17 protein-coding genes are annotated in these 15,739 nt (G+C 68.3%); 9 read left to right on the top strand and 8 right to left on the bottom strand.

The window, feature by feature from the left end; genetic code table 11:
- Positions 1 to 57: 57 nt before the first annotated feature.
- Positions 58 to 2,493, bottom strand: coding sequence for a transglycosylase/D,D-transpeptidase PonA2 (gene ponA2 / locus ACZ5IQ_RS26510; protein WP_464480506.1), 2,436 nt, complete (start codon positions 2,491 to 2,493; stop codon positions 58 to 60).
- 341 nt (positions 2,494 to 2,834) lie between these two features.
- Here ponA2 and ACZ5IQ_RS26505 point away from each other — a divergent pair, with 341 nt between their 5' ends.
- Positions 2,835 to 3,140: a WhiB family transcriptional regulator gene (locus ACZ5IQ_RS26505; RefSeq protein WP_020100988.1), complete on the top strand. Its 306-nt coding sequence runs from the start codon at positions 2,835 to 2,837 to the stop codon at positions 3,138 to 3,140.
- A gap of 72 nt (positions 3,141 to 3,212) precedes the next feature.
- Here ACZ5IQ_RS26505 and bagB read toward each other — a convergent pair whose 3' ends face one another.
- A complete protein-coding gene (gene bagB / locus ACZ5IQ_RS26500; RefSeq protein WP_060999408.1) occupies positions 3,213 to 4,349 on the bottom strand; it encodes an ATPase BagB in 1,137 nt (378 codons plus the stop codon).
- The gene (gene bagA, locus ACZ5IQ_RS26495) at positions 4,346 to 5,386 is read right to left on the bottom strand and encodes an ATPase BagA (RefSeq protein WP_406801857.1); all 1,041 of its coding nucleotides are present in this window, start codon (positions 5,384 to 5,386) and stop codon (positions 4,346 to 4,348) included. Before bagA ends, bagB begins: the two co-directional genes overlap by 4 nt.
- A gap of 48 nt (positions 5,387 to 5,434) precedes the next feature.
- On the opposite strand from bagA, the gene ACZ5IQ_RS26490 reads away from it, so the two are divergent.
- Genes ACZ5IQ_RS26490 through ACZ5IQ_RS26480 form a run of 3 tightly spaced genes read left to right on the top strand, consistent with a single transcriptional unit; the run spans position 5,435 to position 6,818 of the window.
- Positions 5,435 to 5,596, top strand: a complete 162-nt coding sequence (locus tag ACZ5IQ_RS26490) for a DUF4177 domain-containing protein (RefSeq protein ID WP_090562576.1) — start codon at positions 5,435 to 5,437, stop codon at positions 5,594 to 5,596.
- Positions 5,593 to 6,048 (top strand): RidA family protein, encoded by a 456-nt coding sequence (locus ACZ5IQ_RS26485; RefSeq protein WP_133426321.1) that lies wholly within the window; start codon positions 5,593 to 5,595, stop codon positions 6,046 to 6,048. Before ACZ5IQ_RS26490 ends, ACZ5IQ_RS26485 begins: the two co-directional genes overlap by 4 nt.
- Positions 6,045 to 6,818, top strand: a complete 774-nt coding sequence (locus ACZ5IQ_RS26480; RefSeq protein ID WP_464480505.1) for an MBL fold metallo-hydrolase — start codon at positions 6,045 to 6,047, stop codon at positions 6,816 to 6,818. The genes ACZ5IQ_RS26485 and ACZ5IQ_RS26480 overlap by 4 nt, the downstream gene beginning before the upstream one ends.
- A gap of 47 nt (positions 6,819 to 6,865) precedes the next feature.
- Here the strand turns inward: ACZ5IQ_RS26480 and crp are convergent, their stop codons facing one another.
- Both crp and ACZ5IQ_RS26470 read right to left on the bottom strand, forming a co-directional pair.
- Positions 6,866 to 7,540 (bottom strand): cAMP-activated global transcriptional regulator CRP, encoded by a 675-nt coding sequence (crp, locus tag ACZ5IQ_RS26475; RefSeq protein ID WP_464480504.1) that lies wholly within the window; start codon positions 7,538 to 7,540, stop codon positions 6,866 to 6,868.
- A gap of 103 nt (positions 7,541 to 7,643) precedes the next feature.
- Positions 7,644 to 7,955: a hypothetical protein gene (locus tag ACZ5IQ_RS26470; protein WP_135355510.1), complete on the bottom strand. Its 312-nt coding sequence runs from the start codon at positions 7,953 to 7,955 to the stop codon at positions 7,644 to 7,646.
- A gap of 204 nt (positions 7,956 to 8,159) precedes the next feature.
- Here ACZ5IQ_RS26470 and nth point away from each other — a divergent pair, with 204 nt between their 5' ends.
- Genes nth through marP form a run of 4 tightly spaced genes read left to right on the top strand, consistent with a single transcriptional unit; the run spans position 8,160 to position 11,444 of the window.
- Entirely contained in the window at positions 8,160 to 8,846 is a 687-nt protein-coding gene (gene nth, locus ACZ5IQ_RS26465) for an endonuclease III (protein WP_406774129.1), read from the top strand.
- Entirely contained in the window at positions 8,843 to 9,493 is a 651-nt protein-coding gene (locus tag ACZ5IQ_RS26460) for a TlpA family protein disulfide reductase (protein ID WP_464480503.1), read from the top strand. Before nth ends, ACZ5IQ_RS26460 begins: the two co-directional genes overlap by 4 nt.
- Complete coding sequence (locus tag ACZ5IQ_RS26455; RefSeq protein ID WP_464480502.1) at positions 9,490 to 10,254, top strand: NUDIX hydrolase; 765 nt, start codon at positions 9,490 to 9,492, stop codon at positions 10,252 to 10,254. The genes ACZ5IQ_RS26460 and ACZ5IQ_RS26455 overlap by 4 nt, the downstream gene beginning before the upstream one ends.
- Positions 10,251 to 11,444, top strand: coding sequence for an acid resistance serine protease MarP (gene marP / locus ACZ5IQ_RS26450; protein WP_226519918.1), 1,194 nt, complete (start codon positions 10,251 to 10,253; stop codon positions 11,442 to 11,444). Before ACZ5IQ_RS26455 ends, marP begins: the two co-directional genes overlap by 4 nt.
- On the opposite strand, the gene ACZ5IQ_RS26445 is transcribed toward marP, so the two are convergent.
- Positions 11,433 to 12,398 carry an alpha/beta fold hydrolase gene (locus ACZ5IQ_RS26445; RefSeq protein WP_064857700.1) on the bottom strand — a complete coding sequence of 322 codons (966 nt, stop codon included), beginning with the start codon at positions 12,396 to 12,398 and terminating at the stop codon, positions 11,433 to 11,435. The genes marP and ACZ5IQ_RS26445 overlap by 12 nt on opposite strands.
- Complete coding sequence (locus ACZ5IQ_RS26440; protein ID WP_061007141.1) at positions 12,398 to 12,907, bottom strand: phage holin family protein; 510 nt, start codon at positions 12,905 to 12,907, stop codon at positions 12,398 to 12,400. Before ACZ5IQ_RS26440 ends, ACZ5IQ_RS26445 begins: the two co-directional genes overlap by 1 nt.
- A gap of 117 nt (positions 12,908 to 13,024) precedes the next feature.
- On the opposite strand from ACZ5IQ_RS26440, the gene ACZ5IQ_RS26435 reads away from it, so the two are divergent.
- Positions 13,025 to 13,690: a S1 family peptidase gene (locus ACZ5IQ_RS26435; protein WP_464481509.1), complete on the top strand. Its 666-nt coding sequence runs from the start codon at positions 13,025 to 13,027 to the stop codon at positions 13,688 to 13,690.
- A gap of 24 nt (positions 13,691 to 13,714) precedes the next feature.
- Here ACZ5IQ_RS26435 and acs read toward each other — a convergent pair whose 3' ends face one another.
- Positions 13,715 to 15,661 (bottom strand): acetate--CoA ligase, encoded by a 1,947-nt coding sequence (acs, locus tag ACZ5IQ_RS26430; RefSeq protein ID WP_464480501.1) that lies wholly within the window; start codon positions 15,659 to 15,661, stop codon positions 13,715 to 13,717.
- Positions 15,662 to 15,739: the final 78 nt, after the last annotated feature.

Below are 15,739 nucleotides of genomic sequence, written 5' to 3'. Positions count from 1 at the left end.
GTCATCGTTAGAAAGCCCACAGGGTTGGCTTAGGTCGTTCTGAGGTTTCGGCCGGGCCTATGGGGGCGGGGGACCGAGAACCGGCACGGTGATGGGCGGCAGGCCCGGAATCTCCACGACCGTCGACCCGATCTGCACCGGCGGCAGGCCGTCGAGGCCCGGAATCCCCACTGGCGGTGGCGGCGGAGGCGGCGGCGCGATGCCGTTGCTGACCTGGATCGTGACGATCGAGCCGGGGATGGTCTGTCCCGACGGCGAGGTTCCGACCACTTGACCCGATGGCGCGGTGCTGTTGACCCACGACGGCTGCGCGGACAACTGGAAGCCGGCTTCCTTGATGCGGTTCTGCGCCAGGTCGAGGTCCATGCCCGCGACGCTCGGCACCTTCGAGCCCGGCCCGCCGTCCACGTAGCGCGGTTCGGTCGGCGGCATCACCACGTTGGGCGGGGTGAACTGCTTCATCGCCGTGAACCAGGTGCGGGCCGGCTCGTGGCCGCCGTACAGGTCACCGCGGCCGCACTGGCGCAGCGGGAACGAACACAGGTCGGACGGCGTCGGTGAATCGTCGTAGATGTAGTTGGCGGCGGCGTAGGCGCTCGTGAAGCCCAGGAACGCGGACGACCGGTGGGCCTCGGTGGTGCCGGTCTTGCCTGATACAGGAAGCGTCCAGCCGACCGACTGTGCGGCCGCGGCACCGGTGCCGCTGATGGCGTCCTTGTTCATCGCGTTGGCCAGGGTGTTGGCCAGACCCTCGGGGACCGCCTGCTCGCAGGTCTGGGTGGTCACCGAGACCTCGTTGCCGTGCCGGTCGAACACCTTGTCCACCGGGTTCGGCGGGCACCAGGTGCCACCCGACGCCAGCGTGGCCGCGACGTTCGAGAGCTCCAGCGCGTTGACCTCGAACGGGCCCAGGGTGAACGAGCCGATGTTCTGCCGCTTGATGAAGTCGGCCAGGCTCTCGTTGCTGTTCGGGTCGTACGGCCGGGCGGTGCCCGGCGCGGCGTAGGACCGCAGCCCCAGCTTGACCGCCATGTCGACGGTGCGCGGGACACCGATCTGCGAGATCAGCTTGGCGAAGCCGGTGTTCGGCGACGACGCCAGCGCTTCGGTGACGTTCATGCTGCCCTTGTAGCGGCCGTCGTTCTCGACGCACCACTTGTCCTTGGGGCAGCCCTTGGCGCCGCCGCTGCCCAGGCCCTTGGCCTCGAACCGGCCCGGCACGTCCAGCTGCGCGTTGATGCCCATCCCCATGTCCATGGCGGCGGCCGTGGTGAACAGCTTGAAGATGGATCCGGCGCCGTCACCGACCAGTGAAAACGGTTGCGGCTGCATGGTTTCCCCGGCCGCGGTGTTCAGGCCGTACGTCCGGTTGCTGGCCATCGCCACCACCTGGTGGTTGTCCTTACCGGGCCGGATGACGCTCATGACGCTGCCGATGCCGTCGATGGTGGGGGAGGCGATGCCGTCGATCGACGACTTGACCGCGTTCTGGATGTCCGGGTCGATCGTCGTGCGGATCAGATAGCCGCCCTTGGCCACCTGGTCCTTGCTGATGCCGGCCTTCGACAGATAGTCGAGCACGTAGTCGCAGAAGAAGGCGCGGTCACCGGCGGCGATGCAGCCGCGGGGCAGCTGGTTGGGCTGCGGTAGGATGCCGAGCGGCTCGGCCTTGGCGGCGCGCAGGGCCTCGGCTTCCTGCGGGACGTTCTGGATCATGGTGTCCAGCACCAGGTTTCGACGTGCCAGGGCGCCGTCGGGGTTGACGTACGGATCCAGTCCGCTGGTCGACTGCACCATGCCGGCGAGCAGTGCGGCCTGCTGCCAGTTCAGCTGGTTGGCGTTGATGCCGAAGTACGTCTGGGCGGCATCCTGGATGCCGAACGCGCCGTTGCCGAACGACACCAGGTTCAGGTAGCGCGTCAGGATCTCGGACTTGGTGAACGTCTTGTCGAGGGTCAGCGCCATGCGGATTTCGCGCAGCTTGCGTGCTGGGGTGGTCTCGATGGCGGCCCGCCGTTCGGCGTCACTCTGCGCGACCACGAGCAGCTGGTAGTTCTTCACGTACTGCTGCTCGATGGTGGATCCACCGCGGGTATCGGCCGAACCCGACATGTAGCCGGACAGGCCCGTCAGGGTGCCCTTCCAGTCAACCCCGTTGTGCTCGGCAAACCGTTTGTCCTCGATCGAGACGATGGCCAGCTTCATGGTGTTGGCGATCTGATCGCTCGGCACCTCGAAACGGCGCTGCGAATACAGCCACGCGATGGGGTTGCCCTTGGCGTCCACCATGGTGGACACGGCGGGTGCGTCACCTTCGACGAGCTGGGCCGAACCGTTGGCCACGACGTCGGATGCCCGGTTGGACATCAGGCCGACACCCCCGATGAGCGGGAACATCATCGCGGCGAGCACCACGCTGGCGAGCAGAACGCACCACGTCATCTTGATGACGGTGACCGCGGTCGGCGGACGGTTCTGCGGTCGCTCGGGCATGGGGTACAGCCTAGCGACCGTGGTGGCCAGCAGCTGAGTGCTGGTCGATTACCACGTCCTTAGGGCATCTAGGGGGCTGCGACACGGGCAAAAATTAACGTTTGGACACACGTCCCAAAAAAGCGGCCCCAGACCCATTGCGCAATAGGCCCCTGACCACCTAACTTGAACACACAATGCGATCTAGGTAACACTACTAGCCGCAATGTGGCGTAGATCGCATCAGCGACCTACTCGGGAGGACTCGGCCGTCGGGAGACGGTGTGACGAAGGGATCGCTGGTGGCAGGTACACAGCCAGTAGTTCGCACGACAATCGCTCCCCAGGCCGGAAACGGCGCGATACAGGGCGTGGTCCAACCTGAAGCGGAAGCCCGCATCGCCTGGGTGTCCCAAGCCCGGTGCCGACAGGCCGACCCGGATGAGTTGTTCGTCCGCGGTGCCGCACAGCGCAAGGCCGCGGTCATCTGCCGGCATTGCCCGGTGATCGTCGAATGCGGTGCCGACGCCCTCGACAACCGGGTCGAGTTCGGCGTGTGGGGCGGCATGACCGAGCGTCAGCGTCGTGCCCTGCTCAAACAGCACCCCGAGGTGGTGTCCTGGGCCGAGTTCTTCGCGACCCAGCGCAAGCACCGCAACGCGGTCTGACAGACGTAGAAACAGCTGTGCCCGGGATTTCCTAGGAAATCCCGGGCACAAGCATTTGAAAGCCGTTGCCTGTCAGGCCTTGACGACGTCACCCGTGATCTGATCGGCGATGGCCCGCAGCGCCTCGAGATCGGACACCTCGAACGGCAGTGACGGCACCCCCACCAACGCCACGTGCGGGTTGGCCCCGGTGAACCGCGACAGCAGCCGCACCTCACGCTTGGAGATCACGGTGCGGTTCGCGTGGATCCGCAGGGTCGCCGCGGCCAGCGCGTCGGTGTCCTGACCGGACTGCTCCAGCTTGCCGGCGGCCTCGTCGGCCGCATCGGCGGTCAGGTCACACAGCATCGGGTGGGTGCGGTTGAGGATCAGGCCGGCCAGTGGCATCTGCTCCTGCGACAACCGGTCGACGAAGAACGACGCCTCACGCAGCGCGTCGGGCTCGGCAGCTGAAACGACGACGAACCGGGTACCCGGGCGCTTGAGCAGTTCGTAGGTGCGGTCGGCCTTCTCCCGGAACCCGCCGAACGTCGCGTCAAGCGACTGCACGAAACCGGCCGCGTCGGAGAGCATCTGCGAACCCAGCACGGTGGACAGCGCCTTCATCGCCAGGCCCATGGCCCCGGTGACCAGCCGGCCGATGCCGCGGCCCGGCCCGAGCAGCAGCCGCCACAGACGGCTGTCCATGAAGTTGCCCAGTCGCTTCGGCGCGTCCAGGAAGTCCAGCGCGTTGCGCGACGGCGGGGTGTCGACGACGACCAGATCCCACTTGTCCTCGGCCAGCAGCTGGCCGAGCTTCTCCATCGCCATGTACTCCTGCGTGCCCGAGAGCGACGTCGCGACGGTTTGGTAGAACTGGTTCTCCAAAATCGCGTCGGCCCGGTCCTCGCCGGAGTACTGCAGCACCATCTCGTCGAAGGTGCGGCGCATGTCGAGCATCATCGCGTAGAGCTCACCCGGCACCTCGGGAGCCAGCGGCACCCGCTGCGGGGTGTTGCCGAGGTCCTTGATGCCGAGGGCCTGTGCCAGGCGTTTGGCCGGGTCGATGGTCAGCACCACGACGGTGCGGCCGTACTCGGCGGCCCGCAGCGCCATCGCGGCGGCGGTGGTGGTCTTGCCGACGCCGCCCGCGCCGCAGCACACCACGACGCGGTTCGCTTTGTCCGACAGGATCGCGTGCATGTCCAACTTCAAGGGCTTGCCGCTCATTTGGTGCCAACCCCTTGCTGCTCGAGTGCTTCGGCGAGTTCGTACAGGCTGCCCAGGTCGACCCCGTCGGGGAGTGCGGGCAGTTCCAGGCGGGGCACTTCGAGGGCGTCGAGCGCCTCGGCGCTCTCGGCGCGCGCCATCATGCGCGTCGCGTGCTGGATGGTCTCGGTGAGCAGTCCGGCGAAGTCGGTGTCGGACAACGTGATTCCGGCGTCGGCCAGCCCGGCGCGCACCGCGTCGGCGTCGACGACGCCCTCGGCGGCCTTCGCCAGATCATCCTGCGACAGGTACGCCGGGATGTTGCGGTTGACGATGACGCTGCCGATCGGCAGGTCCAGCTCCCGCAGCTCTTCGATGGCTTCCAGGGTCTCCTGCACGGGCAGCGCCTCCAGCAGGGTGACCAGGTGGATGGCGGTGAGCTCCGAGTGCAGCAGCTTCACGACGCCGTCGGCCTGAGAGTGCACCGGCCCGCCCTTGGCGAGATCCGAGACGGCCTTGGTGACGTCGAGGAAGCGCGAGATGCGGCCCGTCGGCGGGGCGTCGACCACGACGGCGTCGTAGGGGCGCTGACCCTTGAGTTCCTTGGCGGTCTTGCCGTTGCGGACCACGACCTCTTTGATCTTGCCGGTGAGCAGGACGTCACGCAGGCCGGGAGCGATCGTGGTCGCGAACTCGACGGCGCCGATGCGCTTCATGGCGCGGCCGGCGATGCCGAGGTTGTAGAACATGTCCAGGTACTCCAGGAACGCGGCCTCGGTGTCGATGGCCAGCGCGTTCACCTGCCCGCCGCCTTCGGCGGTGGCGATCTTCTGCTCCCCGTACGGCAGCGGCGGCACGTCGAAAAGCTGCGCGATGCCCTGCCGCCCCTCGACCTCGACCAGCAGGACGCTGCGGCCGCCGGCCGCCAGCGCCAGCGCCAGCGCGGCAGCGACGGTGGTTTTACCGGTACCGCCCTTGCCGGTGACGAAGTGGAGGCGCGCCTGGTCCAGGCGCGCGGGCCAACCGGTGTGGGTTCGGCCCGTCGATTCGGAGGTCACCCCAGCATGTTAACCATGCGGTACCCCTCGGCCGATAAGCTCGGCGGCATGAGCGAACCGACCCGGTGGGAGTACGCCACCGTCCCGTTGCTGATCCACGCCACCAAGCAGATCCTGGACCAGTGGGGCCAGGACGGGTGGGAGCTGGTGTCGGTGCTGGCCAACCCGAGCGGTGAGCAGCACGTCGCGTACCTGAAGCGGCCGAAGTGACCGTCTCCGACCGGTTGGCCGAGCTCGGCATCGAGCTGCCGGAAGTCGCCCAGCCCCTTGCCGCTTACGTCCCCGCCGTCCGGACCGGGAACCTTGTCTACACCTCCGGCCAGCTGCCCATGCAGGGCGGCCAGTTGCCGGCCGAGGGCAAGGTCGGCGGCGAGGTCAGTGCAGAGGACGGCAAGGCCCTGGCCCGGATCTGCGGCCTCAACGCGTTGGCCGCCGTGCACGCGCTGGTGGGTATCGACTCGGTTGTGCGGATCGTCAAGGTCGTCGGTTTCGTCGCCTCGGCGCCGGGCTTCAACGGCCAGCCCGCGGTGATCAACGGCGCGTCCGAACTGATGGGCGAGGTGTTCGGCCCGGCCGGTGCGCACGCCCGCTCGGCCGTCGGGGTCTCGGAGTTACCGTTGAATGCGCCGGTCGAGGTGGAGCTGATCGTCGAGGTCGTATGACCCATCCCGCGTACGGAGTGCTGCGGCCGGTCACGGAGGCAGCCTCTGTACTGCTGTGCGACAACCCGGGGATCATGACGCTCGACGGCACCAACACCTGGGTGCTGCGCGGGCGCGGTAGTGACGAGATGGTCGTCGTCGACCCGGGACCTGACGACGATGCGCACATCGAGCGCATCGCGGCACTCGGCAAGATTCCGCTGGTGCTGATCAGTCACAAGCACGACGACCACACCGGCGGCATCGACAAGCTGGTCGGCATGACGGGTGCGGTGGTGCGCTCGGTCGGCAGCGGGTTCCTGCGAGGACTCGGCGGGCCGCTCACCGATGGCGAGGTGATCGACGCCGCGGGCCTGCGGATCACGGTCATGGCGACACCGGGGCACACCGCGGATTCGCTGTCGTTCCTGGTGGACGACGCCGTCCTCACCGCGGACACGGTCCTCGGCCGCGGCACCACCGTCATCGACGCCGAGGACGGCAGCTTGCGCGACTACCTGGAATCACTGCGGCGGCTGCAGGGCCTCGGGCAGCGGACCGTCCTGCCCGGCCATGGTCCCGATCTGGCCGACCTGTCGCAGGTGACGGCCATGTACCTCGCGCACCGCGAGGAACGGCTGGACCAGGTGCGCGGCGCCCTGAAGGCGCTGGGTGAAGAGGCCTCGGCGCGGCAGGTGGTCGAACACGTCTACACCGACGTCGACCAGAAGCTGTGGGACGCCGCCGAGAAATCGGTGCAGGCCCAGTTGGACTACCTGCGGACTGCTTGAACCAGACAAAGATGCCCCCGACGCGTGTCGGGGGCATCTTGTCAGAACTACCGCGCTCGGCGGGCCAGCCGCTCCGAGTCGGAGATCAGCACGCTCTTGCCTTCGAGCCGGATCCAGCCGCGGTGCGCGAAGTCGGCGAGTGCCTTGTTCACGGTTTCGCGGGAGGCGCCGACCAGCTGGGCGATCTCTTCTTGCGTCAGGTCGTGGGTGACGCGCAGGGCGCCGCCCTCCTGTGTGCCGAAGCGCTGGGCCAGCTGCAGCAGCTGCTTGGCCACGCGACCGGGCACGTCGGTGAAGATCAGGTCGGCCAGGTTGTTGTTGGTGCGGCGCAACCGGCGGGCGAGCACGCGCAGCAGCTGCTCGGCGATCTCCGGACGGTCCGCGATCCACGCCCGCAGCGCTTCACGGTCCATCGAGACGGCGCGCACCTCGGTGATGGTGATGGCGCTCGACGTCCGGGGACCCGGGTCGAAGATCGACAGCTCACCGAACATGTCCGACGGACCCATGATCGTCAGCAGGTTCTCCCGGCCGTCCGGCGACCGGCGGCCGATCTTCACCTTGCCGGAGATGATGATGTAGAGGCGGTCGCCGGGCTCGCCTTCGGCGAACACGGTGTGTCCGCGAGGAAAGTCGACAGGCTGCAGCTGTTTGGTCAGTGCGGATACCGCGGTGGGCTCGACACCCTGGAAGATTCCGGCCCTCGCCAGGGTCTCGTCCACGTTGCTCCCTAAGGCTGGTGAGTGATAAAAAACGCGCGCAAGCTAGCCAGTGAACTGGTTAACAAAGTCAGTCTAGTGGTAAGCCGTTTCGCAACCAGCCACGCTACACACGATTCGCCTGGCGAGTCTCGCGAAATTGCGGATTGCTCGCATAGTGGGCATACGCGCGGCTGGGTAATTCGGGCTCACCGAAGGCGCCGAGCGGGTTGTCGCGCGTCGGCGACGGGGCCGCGAGGGCGCGCGGCTCCTCGAATCGGGGTGCTGATCGGTGCGGCAACGTACCGGCGGATGCGGACTGTTCCGACCAGGCGTTCTTGACCTTCTCGACGAAGGCTTTGACGTCTGCCGCGGTGTACGTCTCCTTGGACGTATCCAGCATCGCTTCGAGGCGGCTCAACCCGAAGGTTGCCAACATGAGCAACCCGGGAATGCACACCACGAGCAACCAGGACACACGCAGAAGTAAACACGCCGAATGTCTCAGGGTGATCACGAAACGACGCCGGTCAAAGTATCCTTACCGACTTCTCTCAGTACGCTTACCGGCGTGCCTGCGCGACGATCCACCGCAAAATACGACCGCGAAACCCACCTGGGTCTGGTGCGTCGCGCTCGGAGAATGAATCGTGAACTGGCGCAAGCGTTCCCGCACGTCTACTGCGAGCTGGATTTCACCAATCCGCTGGAGCTGGCGGTGGCCACGATCCTGTCGGCGCAGTGCACGGATAAGAGGGTGAACCTCACCACGCCGGCGCTGTTCGCCAAATACCCGACGGCGCTGGACTATGCGCAGGCCAACCGGACCGAACTCGAGGAGCTGATCCGGCCCACCGGCTTCTACCGCAACAAGGCGACGTCGATCATGGGGCTGGGCCAGGAACTGGTCACCCGTTTCGACGGCGAGGTGCCCGACACCCTGGACGAGCTGGTCACGCTGCCGGGTGTGGGACGCAAGACCGCGAACGTCATCCTGGGCAACGCCTTCGACATCCCGGGCATCACGGTCGACACGCACTTCGGCCGGCTGGTGCGACGTTGGCGCTGGACCGCCGAAGAGGACCCGGTCAAGGTGGAACACGCCGTCGGCGAGCTGATCCCGCGCAAGGAATGGACCCTGCTGTCGCACCGCGTCATCTTCCACGGGCGCCGGGTTTGCCATTCCCGGACCCCGGCCTGCGGCGTGTGTGTGCTGGCCCGCGACTGCCCGTCGTACGGACTTGGGCCGACGGACCTGGCGGCCGCCGCGGCGCTGGTGAAGGGACCCGAGACCGAACACCTGCTGGCCCTGGCCGGGATCACCGAGTGAGTCGGTCTGCCCGTTGGACCGTGGTGGTGCTGGCCGTGTTCGTCGTTCTCGGTGTGGCGCTGTGGCGGCAACTCGGTGACGACCGGACCGCGTCCGGGCCGGCGGGCCAGCAGACTGTCGCGCGCGCACATCGCGACGCCGACACCCCGGCGGCGCTGGCCGGACCCCGGGCCAAGGCGGCCCTGCCGCCCTGTCCGGCACCGCAGGGCGGGCCCGGACCGCAAGCGCTGCAGGGCATCACGGTCGACTGCGCGGCCGACGGGACGCCCGTCGACGTCGCCAAGGCCGTCGCCGGCCGCGCCGTGGTGCTGAACTTGTGGGCCTACTGGTGCGGCCCGTGCGCCGACGAACTGCCCGCACTGGCCGAGTACCAGCGCCGGGTGGGCCCGAAGGTGACGGTGCTGACGGTGCATCAGGACGAGAACGAGACCGCCGGGCTGCTGCGGCTGGCCGACCTGGGCGTCAAGCTGCCGATGCTGCAGGACGGCCGGCGGCTGATCGCGGCCGCGCTGCGCGTCCCCAATGTCATGCCTGCGACCGTGCTGCTGCGCCCTGACGGTAGCGTTGCGCAGGTCCTGCCCCGGCCGTTCACCAGTGCCGACGAGATCGCCAGTGCAGTGAACCCACAGTTAGGAGTGTCGGGGTGAGTGTGCTGAACCCGCAGGCCGCCCCGGCCTGGCTGCGGCCCCTCGTCGACAACGCGGCGGACCTGCCGCAGGCCTACCGGCGCCGGGTGCCGAAGAGCGTGCTGGCGGCCATCACCGCCGCCGGCGCCACCGCGACACTGACCGGCACCAAACGCGACGCCGCCGTCCTGGTGTTGTTCTCGGGCGCGCCCGACGCCCCGGCCGGTGCCCTGCCGCCCGAAGCCGACCTGCTGGTCACGGTCCGCGCGTCGACGTTGCGGCACCATGCGGGGCAGGCGGCTTTTCCGGGAGGCGCATCCGATCCCGGGGACGACGGTCCGATCGGCACCGCCCTGCGGGAGGCGAACGAGGAGACCGGCATCGATCCCTCCCGGCTGCACATACTTGCGGAGCTGGACCGAATGTTCATCCCGCCCTCGGGTTTTCACGTCGTTCCGGTGCTCGCGTACTCGCCCGACCCCGGCCATGTCCTCGCCGTCGACCCGGCGGAGACCGCGATCGTCGCGCGGGTTCCGGTGCGCGCCTTCGTCAATCCCGAGAACCGATTGATGGTGTACCGCAAGGAGAACACCAGCCGGTTCGCCGGCCCGGCATTTCTGCTCAACCAGATGCTGGTGTGGGGCTTCACCGCTCAGGTGATCTCCGCGATGCTCGATGTCGCAGGTTGGGCCAAGCCGTGGAACACCGACGTCGTCGAGGAACTGGACGCGGCAATGGCGCTGCTGGGCGAGTCCAGCGGCTACCGTGTGGATCAACCATGACACCTTCACAATGGCTGGATCTGGCCGTTCTGTCCGTCGCCTTCGTCGCCGCCGTCTCGGGCTGGCGGTCCGGGGCGCTGGGCTCGCTGCTGTCTTTTCTCGGTGTGGTGCTCGGCGCGGTGGCCGGTGTGCTGCTGGCGCCGCATGTCGTGGCGCACGTCGACGGCGCCCGCAGCAAGCTCTTCATCGCCCTGTTCCTGATCCTGGGCCTGGTCGTGGTCGGCGAGATCGCCGGTGTGGTGCTGGGCCGCGCCGTCCGTGGCGCCATGCGCAACGAAGTGGTGCGCGGGTTCGACTCGGTCGTCGGCATGGCCCTGCAACTGGTCGCGGTCCTGGTCGCCGCCTGGCTGCTGGCCACCCCGCTGACGTCGTCCGACCAACCGAACCTGGCGGCCGCGGTGAACGGCTCGCGCGTGCTGTCCGAGGTCAACGATCTCGCACCGGCCTGGCTCAAGCGCGTGCCCACGCGGCTCTCGGCGCTGCTGAACACCTCGGGCCTGCCGTCGGTGCTGCAGCCGTTCGGCCGCACCCCGATCGTCAGCGTTTCGGCACCCGACCCGGCGCTCGTCGCCGATCCGGCGGTGGCCGCGGCCAAGGGCAGCGTCGTGAAGATCCGCGGTGTCGCGCAGAGCTGCCAGAAGGTGCTCGAGGGCACCGGCTTCGTGGTGGCGCCCGGCCGGGTGATGTCCAACGCCCACGTGGTGGCCGGCTCCAACAGCGTCACCGTCCAGGTCGACGACAAGAGCTACGACGCCAAGGTCGTGTCGTACGACCCCGAGGCCGACATCTCGATTCTCGACGCCCCCGACTTGCCCGCGGCGCCCCTGAAGTTCGACATGCAGGAGGCGCAGACCGGGACCGGCGCGGTGGTGATGGGCTATCCAGGTGGCGGCGAGTTCGCCGCGACGCCGGCACGCATCCGCGAGGTCATCAAGCTCAACGGCCCGGACATCTACCACTCCACGACCGTCACGCGTGAGGTCTACACCATCAGAGGCAATGTCCGCCAAGGCAATTCGGGCGGGCCGTTGATCGACGGCAGTGGGAAGGTGCTCGGCGTGGTGTTCGGCGCCGCGGTCGACGACGCCGACACGGGCTTCGTCCTCACCGCCGACGAGGTGGCCAAGCAGATGGCCAAGGTCGACAACCAGGACGCGGTGCCGACCGGGAAGTGCATCTCAGCCGGGTAGCTGGTGCAGGAACGTCGACAGCTCTGAGGTGACCGTCGACGGTTGCTCCTCGTGCGCGAAATGGCCTGCGCCGGGCACGGATACGAAGCGGGTCTGGGGGGCATAGCGCTGGGTCCGGCGGACCGGGTCGTCGAGCACGTACGGATCGGCGGTGCCGTGCAGGTGCAGGACCGGCACGGCGGTGCGCTGTTTCATCGCGCGCATGAACCGCCGGCCTTCGCCGCGCACCTGACTGCGCGCCGCCCACCGCTGATACTCGAGCGCCGAGTGCGCGGCCGACGGAATCTGGATCGCGGTGCGCAGGTGCGCGGCGGTCTGGGCGAAATCCGCCGACGCCGGCCAGGCGGCGCCGGCGCGGCTGCGGACCAGCTGCTCGACGGCAGCACCGCCGCGCCGGGTCAGGACGTGCTCGGGCCACCACGGCACCTGGTTGCGCAGCATCGCCGGCAGCAGGGCCGCGCGCTGGCCCTTGTCGGTCAGTGTCGAGGACCGCAGCGCCACCGGATGCGGTGAACTGACCAGCGCGATGCCCCGGACCGCCCGCGGATGCAGCATCGCCGTCGCCCAGCACACGAGGCCGCCGTCAGCATGTCCGACCAGCACGGCGGAGTGGTGTCCCAGCGCCCGCACCAGGCCGGCGGTGTCCCCGGCCAGCGTCCAGCCGTCGTATCCGGTCGGTGGTTTGTCGCTGCCGCCGTAGCCGCGCAGGTCGACCGCGACCACACGGGCGCCGCGCAGGTCGCGCAGCTGATGCCGCCACGAGTACCAGAACGAGGCGAACCCGTGCAGCAGGATGACCAGCGGACGCTCGGCGTTGGAGGAACCGTCCGCGTTCCGATCCTCGGGCTCGGAGCCCTCGGCCTCCACGACGTGGAAGCGGATCCCGTTCGCGTGCACCTGGAGGTGTCGCCACGGACCGTCGATCCGGACGACCGACGGATCAGGTGGCGGCACTACCAGCCTGAGGTGTCGCTAGAAGCCGTGCGGGCGGTGATCTGACTCGACGGCTTGTCGTGCCCCGGCGTCAGCGCCACCTTGGCCTCCTTGACCGTGGCGATGGTGTCCCGCGGACCGCGGATCTTGCGGACCTTGAGGAAGCCCAGGAACGCGAGCGCACCCGTCGTCAGCACCATCAGCGCGAAGACGATGAGGTACGACGCCCAGCTCGGCAGCCACAGCTCCAGCAGCGAGCCGAGGAAGAAGAAGAAAAAGAACGTCGAGTAGAAGAGCACGACCAGGGCGGCGATGAACAGGACGCTGCCGGTCAGGCCCTTCTTCACGTCGGCGGTGATCTCGGCGCGCGCGAGCTCGACCTCGGCCCGCACCAGCGTCGACATCTGCGCGGTGGCTTCCTTGACCAGATCGCCGATCGACGGATCGGCCTTGGGCGCATGCGGGTCCACCAGCGGGATCGAGGTCACCGTGGCTGGAACGGGGCCATTCTTGCGATCGCCATTGCTCACGAACACGTCCTCCCGGCGTCGGTGTAGTCCTGGCATATGTTGCCACGTGGGGCGCCGCTTAACGATCCGGCCCAGCGATACACTGCCCCGATGCGTTTGGCACCCGGGTTTGCTTCGATGTGTGGGATGGCCATTGCTCTGCTCGGCACATCGGTCGGGGTGCCGGCCCACGCGGACGCACCGGTGCCGCTGGGCGGTGGCTCGGGCATCGTCGTGGACGGCGATACGTTCTGCACCCTGACCACGATCGGTCACGACAATCGCGGCAAGCTGGTCGGCTTCACGTCGGCGCACTGCGGCGGACCCGGGCACGAGGTGGCGGCCGAGGGCGCAGAGAACCGAGGCAGCCTCGGCGTCATGGTGGCCGGTAGCCAGCCGCTGGACTACGCCGTCATCGAGTTCGACCCGGCCAAGGTGCAGCCCCTCAACAACGTCAACGGCTTCCAGATCGACGGCATCGGCCCGGACCCGGCCTTCGGCCAGGTGGCGTGCAAGCTGGGCCGCACCACCGGCTACACGTGCGGTGTCACGTGGGGCCCCGGACAGGACCCGGGCACCATCGTGGACCAGGTGTGTGGCCAGCCCGGCGACTCGGGCGCGCCCGTCACCGTCAACAACAAACTGGTCGGCATGATCCACGGCGCCTTCAGTGACGACCTGCCGACGTGCGTCGTCAAGTACGTGCCGCTGCACACCCCGGCCGTGACGGTGTCGATCAACGCGGTGATCGCCGACCTCGACGCCAAGAGCCGGCCCGGCGCGGGCTACGTGCCCATCGCCTGAGCCGGCCTGGCCCTGCCGGCTGCCCTACTTACTGGCGCGGATGGCCTCGAAGACGCTGGGGTCGACGAGGGTGGAGGTGTCCCCGAGATCGCGGCCCTCGGCGACGTCGCGCAGCAGGCGGCGCATGATCTTGCCGCTGCGCGTCTTGGGCAGCTCGGGCACGATGTGGATCTCGCGCGGCTTGGCGATGGGGGAGATCTCGGTCGCGACCTGGGCCCGCAGTTCTTCGACGATGTTCTCCGAACCGCCGTGCGCGGAGGCCTTGAGGATGACGAACGCGCAGATGGCCTGCCCGGTGGTGGCGTCGGTGGCGCCGACGACGGCGGCTTCGGCCACACCGGAGTGCCCGACGAGCGCGGACTCGACCTCGGCGGTGGAGATGCGGTGCCCGGAGATGTTCATGACGTCGTCGATACGGCCCAGGACCCAGATGTTGCCGTCGGCGTCGTAGCGGGCGCCGTCACCGGCGAAGTACCAGCCCTGCTCGGCGAAGCGGGACCAGTAGGTGTCCTTGAAGCGTTCGTCGTCGCCCCAGATGCCGCGCAGCATCGACGGCCACGGCTTGTCGAGCACGAGGTAGCCGGTGACGTGTTCTTCTTCGTCGGCGCCGGGGACCAGTTCGTTGCCGTCGTCGTCGACGATCTTGGCGCTGATGCCCGGCAGTGGGGTCATGGCCGAGCCGGGCTTGGCGGCGGTGACGCCGGGCAGCGGGGAGATCATGATGGCGCCGGTCTCGGTCTGCCACCAAGTGTCCACGATGGGCGTGGTGCCCGCGCCGATGTGTTCGCGGTACCAGCGCCAAGCCTCGGGGTTGATGGGCTCGCCGACCGAGCCGAGCACCCGCAGGCTCGACAGGTCGTGCGCCGCGGGGATCTGGTGGCCCAGCTTCATGAACGTGCGGATCAGCGTCGGCGCCGTGTAATAGATGGTGACACCGTACTTTTCGATGATGTCGAAGTGCCGGTGCTCGTTGGGTGAGGTCGGGGTGCCTTCGTAGACGACCTGCGTGACGCCGTTGGACAGCGGCCCGTAGACGATGTAGGTGTGCCCGGTGACCCAGCCGATGTCGGCGGTGCACCAGTAGACGTCGTCGGCCTTGATGTCGAAGACGTTGTGGTGGCTGTAGGACGCCTGCGTCAGGTAGCCGCCGCTGGTGTGCACGATGCCCTTGGGCTTGCCGGTGGTGCCGGAGGTGTACAGCAGGAAGAGCGGCTGCTCGGCGTCGAACGCCTCGGGGGTGTGCTCGGTGGACTGTGAGTCGACGATCTCGTGCCACCAGACGTCGCGGCCCTCGGTCCAGTCGACGTCGATGCCGGTGCGCTTGACCACCAGGACGTGCTCGACGCTCGGCTGGCCGGTGACGGCTTCGTCGACCGCGGACTTGAGCGAGGCCGCCACACCGCGGCGGTACTGCCCGTCGGTGGTGATGACGAGCTTGGCCTGGGCGTCCTCGACGCGGGCGGCCAGCGCGGTGGCCGAGAAGCCGGCGAACACGACCGAGTGCATGACACCCAGGCGCGCGCAGGCCAGCATCGCCACGATGGCCTCGGGCACCATCGGCATGTAGATGGCGACGCGGTCGCCCGCGGTCAGACCCAGGGCGGTCAGGGCGTTGGCGGCCTTGCTGACCTCGTCCTTGAGCTGGGCGTAGGTGATGTCGCGGGCGTCACCGACGGGCTCGCCTTCCCAGTGGATCGCGACGCGGTCGCCATTGCCGGCCTCGACGTGGCGGTCGACGCAGTTGTAGGCGACGTTGAGCTTGCCGTCGCCGAACCACTTCGCGAAGGGTGCGTTGGACCAGTCGAGCACCTCGGTGAACGGGGTCGCCCACGACAACCGCTCGCCCTGGCGGCGCCAGAAATCCAGGCGGTCGGCGTCGGCCTCTTGATACAGCGCGGCGGTGGCATTGGCCTGCGCGGCGAACTCGGCAGGCGGCGGGTAAGCCTGTGGCACAGCGGTGTCTTGTGTCATGGTTGTGAGCGTAGTCACTGGCACGTTGCAATGACGTTGGAGGTGGCTCGCCACCGTGACGTTGGAGGTGACCACCTG

Source organism: Mycobacterium toneyamaense (assembly GCF_055384815.1).
The sequence above is the reverse complement of the archived record's forward strand: the minus strand, read 5'-3'. Positions and strand labels throughout refer to the sequence as shown.